Source organism: Pantoea sp. CTOTU50773, assembly GCF_032082325.1.
GTDB classification, from domain to species: Bacteria; Pseudomonadota; Gammaproteobacteria; order Enterobacterales; family Enterobacteriaceae; genus Pantoea; species Pantoea communis.
The window spans coordinates 1-4,773 of sequence record NZ_DAMDQC010000234.1 but is presented as its reverse complement, the minus strand read 5'-3'; the positions used below and the strand labels follow the sequence as shown (position 1 = coordinate 4,773).

The window sequence follows — 4,773 nt, the reverse complement described above, 5'->3', positions numbered from 1 at the left end:
GGTGAGTTTCAGTCTTAGCTACTTTACGCCGAATGCGCCGCTGGAAGGTGCCTCACTGTTCGATGCCTGGTGGTTCTGGTTTAAAGGCCTGCTGCAATTTGACTTCGGTGTTTCCAGCACCAACGGCCAGCTGATCGACCTGCAACTGCGCGAGGTGTTCCCCGCCACGCTGGAGCTTTGCATTCTGGCCTTCATGCTGGCGCTTCTGGTGGGTATTCCGCTGGGAATTTGCGCGGGTGTGATGCGCAAAAAATGGCAGGATAAAGCCATCAGCGCACTGGCACTGCTCGGTTTCTCGATGCCGGTGTTCTGGCTGGCACTGCTGTTCACCCTGTTCTTCTCCCTGACACTGGGCTGGTTGCCAGTTTCCGGGCGCTTTGATCTGCTCTACCCGGTACAAAACGTGACCGGATTTGCACTGATTGATGCCTGGCTGAGTCCTTCACCGTGGCGCCATGAGATGTTGATGAGTGCCCTGACCCATATGATTCTGCCAGTGGTGGTCCTGGCGGTCGCGCCAACCACCGAGGTGATTCGTTTACTACGCAGCAGCACCAGTGATGTGATGGATAAAAACTACGTGAAGGCGGCGGCGACGCGCGGATTATCCCGCTTCACCGTGATTCGCCGCCATGTGCTGCACAACGCGCTGCCGCCAGTGATCCCCCGCCTGGGTTTGCAGTTTTCCACCATGCTGACGCTGGCGATGATTACGGAAGTGGTGTTCAACTGGCCGGGCATTGGCCGCTGGTTGATCAACGCCATTCGTCAGCAGGATTATGCGGCCATCTCTGCCGGTGTGATGGTAGTCGGCGGTCTGGTGATTCTGGTCAGCGTGCTGTCAGATATTCTGGGTGCGGCGCTTAATCCGTTGAAACACAAGGAATGGTATGCCCTTAGATAATATCTATGCAGAGACGAAGTTACCCAGCCCGTTTCGTCTGTTCTGGCAGCGTTTTTATAGTGATACCAGTGGCATGATTGGGTTGTACGGTTTCGGCTCCCTGCTGTTCCTGTGCCGGTTTGGCGGCTTGCTGTCGCCTTACGGTATCGACCAGCAGTTCGTCGGCCATCAGCTGTTGCCCCCTTCCTGGTCGCGCTACGGGGATGTCTCCTTCTTCCTCGGCACCGATGATTTGGGCCGCGATGTATTGAGTCGCCTGCTGAGCGGCGTAGCGCCAACGGTTGGTTCGGCCATCATGGTGACGGTTTTAGCCGCGATCTGCGCCCTGATCCTGGGGGTGCTGGCTGGCATTACCCACGGTTTGCGCTCTGCGGTAATGAACCACGTGCTGGATACCTTGCTCTCCATCCCTTCGCTGCTGCTGGCAATCATTGTGGTGGCCTTTTTAGGCCCACGCCTTGAACACGCCATGCTGGCGGTATTGCTGGCAATCATTCCGCGCCTGGTGCGGGAGATCTATACTGCGGTACATAACGAGATGGAAAAAGAGTACGTGGTGGCGCTGCGTCTGGATGGCGCGCGCAATCTGAATATTCTGTGGAACGCGGTGCTACCCAATGTCCTGCCGCTGCTGGTCGGGGAATTTACGCGTTCACTCTCCATGGCCATTCTCGACATTGCCGCACTCGGTTTCCTCGATTTAGGGGCACAGCTGCCCTCACCGGAATGGGGAGCGATGCTGGGCGATGCGCTGGAGCTGATTTATGTCGCGCCCTGGACCGTGATGCTGCCCGGCGTCGCGCTGATGGTCAGTGTGTTGATCGTTAACCTGCTGGGCGATGGCATCCGTCGCGCTGTAGAAGCGGGAGCTGAATAATGCCGTTACTGGATATTCGTAATCTCACTATTGAGTTCATGACCTCAGAAGGTCCGGTGAAGGCCGTGGATCGCATTAATCTGACGCTCAGTGAAGGTGAAGTACGTGGGCTGGTGGGGGAATCCGGCTCCGGCAAAAGCCTGATTGCGAAAGCGATTTGCGGCGTAACCAAAGACAACTGGCGCGTCACCGCCGATCGTATGGTGTTCGATGATATCGATTTGCTGCGTTTGTCGCCGCGCGAACGACGCCGCATTGTCGGCCATAACGTGTCGATGATTTTCCAGGAACCGCAATCCTGCCTGGATCCCTCTGAAAGCATCGGCCGCCAGTTGATGCAGGCGATCCCACGCTGGACGTTTAAAGGGCGCTGGTATCAGCGTTTGTGGTTCTGGCGCAAAGCGCGTGCCATCGAGCTGTTGCACCGCGTGGGCATTAAAGACCACAAAGACATCATGCGCAGTTTCCCGTATGAATTGACGGAAGGTGAATGTCAGAAGGTGATGATCGCCATCGCACTGGCCAATCAGCCACGTCTGCTAATCGCCGATGAGCCGACCAATGCCATGGAACCCACTACGCAGGCACAAATATTCCGCTTGTTGAGTCGCCTCAACCAAAATAACAACACCACGATTTTGCTGATCAGTCATGACCTGCGCACCATGAGCCAGTGGGCGGATCGCATAAACGTGATGTACTGCGGTCAGACCGTCGAAACCGCGCAGAGTGAAGATTTAATGGATACGCCGCATCATCCTTATACACAGGCGCTGATTCGCGCGATGCCCGACTTTGGCAGTGCGCTGCCGCATAAAAGCCGCCTGAACACACTGTCCGGCGCGATTCCCTCACTGGAGCATTTACCGATTGGCTGTCGTCTGGGACCGCGCTGTCCCTATGCACAGCGTAAGTGTATTGAGACACCGCGCCTCACCGGCACTAAATCCCACCTGTTTGCCTGTCACTTCCCGTTAAATGTGGAGGGGCAATGAGCATGGAAACGCTGCTGGAAGTGCGCAACCTGAGTAAAACCTATCGCTATCGCACCGGTCTGTTTCGCCGACAGCATGTGGAGGCGGTGAAAGGGGTAAGCTTCACCTTGCGTGAGAAGCAGACCTTAGCGGTCATTGGCGAGAACGGCTCGGGGAAATCCACGCTGGCGAAAATGTTGAGCGGCATGGTGGCCCCGACGGCAGGTGAGATGCTGATTGACGATCATCCGCTGGAGTATGGCGATTACGGTTATCGCAGCCAGCGTATTCGCATGATATTTCAGGATCCTTCGACCTCGCTTAATCCGCGCCAGCGCGTCAGTCAGATCCTCGATTTCCCGCTGCGCCTGAATACCGAACTGGATGATGAAGCGCGAGAGAAGCGCATTATTGCCACACTGCGCCAGGTGGGTTTGCTGCGCGATCACGCCGGTTACTATCCGCATATGCTGGCCCCCGGCCAGAAACAGCGTCTTGCGCTGGCTCGCGCACTCATCCTACAGCCGAAGGTAATTGTCGCCGATGAGGCCCTCGCCTCACTGGACATGACCATGCGTTCGCAGTTGGTGAATCTGATGCTGGAACTGCAGGAGAAGCACGGCATCGCCTATATTTATGTGACGCAACATATCGGCATGATGAAGCACATCAGCGATCAGGTGCTGGTGATGCATCAGGGTGAAGTGGTGGAACGCGGCGGCACGGCTGATGTGCTGGCCTCGCCACTGCATGACCTCACTAAGCGGCTGATCACCAGCCATTTTGGCGAAGCCTTAACCGCTGAAGCCTGGCGCAAAGTGCGTTGATTGTTCATCACATCGCGAAAACGCGGTGCGATTTACCGCATTTGAGAGAGACGTGCTAGAATCCGCACGTCGATTAACGTCGGTCGCCTACTATTTAATCATTGCGACCGCCAACAACAATGACCATAAGGATTACAGCTATGGGTTTTCTTTCCGGTAAGCGCATTCTGATTACTGGCGTTGCCAGTAAACTCTCCATTGCCTACGGTATTGCACAGGCGATGCACAAACAGGGCGCAGAACTGGCTTTCACCTACCAGAACGACAAGTTGAAAAGTCGTGTGGAAGAGTTCGCTAAAGATTTGGGTTCTGACATTGTTCTGCCGTGCGATGTGGCAGAAGACGAGAGTATCACTGCGCTGTTCACCGAACTGGCAAAAACCTGGCCAAAATTTGACGGTTTTGTTCACTCAATTGGTTTCGCACCTGGCGATCAGCTGGATGGTGACTACGTGAACGCCGTGACCCGTGAAGGCTTCAAAATCGCTCACGACATCTCTGCCTACAGCTTCGTGGCGATGGCGAAAGAGTGCCGTGCAATGCTGAACCCGAATTCAGCCCTGCTGACCCTGTCTTATCTGGGTGCTGAGCGCGCAATTCCTAACTACAACGTAATGGGTTTGGCTAAAGCGTCTCTGGAAGCCAACGTACGTTACATGGCGAACGCGATGGGTCCTGAAGGTACGCGTGTTAACGCCGTATCCGCGGGTCCAATCCGAACTCTGGCAGCATCAGGCATCAAAGATTTCCGTAAGATGCTGGCTCACTGTGAAGCCGTTACGCCAATTCGCCGCACTGTCACCATCGAAGACGTGGGTAACTCTGCGGCCTTCCTGTGCTCTGATCTGGCGGGTGGTATCACCGGTGAAGTGGTACACGTTGATGGCGGCTTCAGCATTGCCGCGATGAACGAGCTGGAACTGAAATAAGTTCTGAAGGCGAGCCGGGTGCTCGCCTTTTTTCTTAGCGAAGTCTCAGCTGTCTTCACCGATTTTCGCCCTGTTCACTTTCGACTGACGTCTCCCGCAAACTCACCTCTTCCTGCTAGCTACCGCTTGAATTTTCAGGCGTATAGATTCATTCGATCTTAATTATTCCCCTTCATTCTTTTGCCACAGCCAGTGCTTCAGCGACGATAAGCTAGCCTTTTGGTGGCGATGCGCTTTTCAGATTTGCCCGTCGCGTACCCAG

Annotated in this window: 5 protein-coding genes; all 5 read left to right on the top strand. The window is 55.3% G+C overall.

Translation table 11 applies throughout. The features are described from left to right. Position 1: 1 nt before the first annotated feature. The 5 genes from sapB (at position 2) to fabI (ending at position 4,511) form a co-directional block, all read left to right on the top strand. The gene (gene sapB, locus RT340_RS21920) at positions 2 to 904 is read left to right on the top strand and encodes a putrescine export ABC transporter permease SapB (RefSeq protein WP_313377756.1); all 903 of its coding nucleotides are present in this window, start codon (positions 2 to 4) and stop codon (positions 902 to 904) included. Further along, positions 891 to 1,781: a putrescine export ABC transporter permease SapC gene (gene sapC, locus RT340_RS21915; protein WP_313377755.1), complete on the top strand. Its 891-nt coding sequence runs from the start codon at positions 891 to 893 to the stop codon at positions 1,779 to 1,781. Before sapB ends, sapC begins: the two co-directional genes overlap by 14 nt. Next, positions 1,781 to 2,776 (top strand): putrescine export ABC transporter ATP-binding protein SapD, encoded by a 996-nt coding sequence (sapD, locus tag RT340_RS21910; protein ID WP_045814412.1) that lies wholly within the window; start codon positions 1,781 to 1,783, stop codon positions 2,774 to 2,776. The genes sapC and sapD overlap by 1 nt, the downstream gene beginning before the upstream one ends. 2 nt (positions 2,777 to 2,778) lie before the next feature. After that, the gene (sapF, locus tag RT340_RS21905; protein ID WP_160867428.1) at positions 2,779 to 3,582 is read left to right on the top strand and encodes a putrescine export ABC transporter ATP-binding protein SapF; all 804 of its coding nucleotides are present in this window, start codon (positions 2,779 to 2,781) and stop codon (positions 3,580 to 3,582) included. 140 nt (positions 3,583 to 3,722) lie between these two features. Continuing rightward, complete coding sequence (fabI, locus tag RT340_RS21900; RefSeq protein WP_007892455.1) at positions 3,723 to 4,511, top strand: enoyl-ACP reductase FabI; 789 nt, start codon at positions 3,723 to 3,725, stop codon at positions 4,509 to 4,511. Positions 4,512 to 4,773: the final 262 nt, after the last annotated feature.

Coding starts and splice junctions, on each gene's coding strand:
- sapD (WP_045814412.1), top strand. CDS start 1,781: ATGCCGTTACTGGATATTCGTAATCTCACTATTGAGTTCATGACCTCA.
- sapC (WP_313377755.1), top strand. CDS start 891: ATGCCCTTAGATAATATCTATGCAGAGACGAAGTTACCCAGCCCGTTT.
- fabI (WP_007892455.1), top strand. CDS start 3,723: ATGGGTTTTCTTTCCGGTAAGCGCATTCTGATTACTGGCGTTGCCAGT.
- sapF (WP_160867428.1), top strand. CDS start 2,779: ATGGAAACGCTGCTGGAAGTGCGCAACCTGAGTAAAACCTATCGCTAT.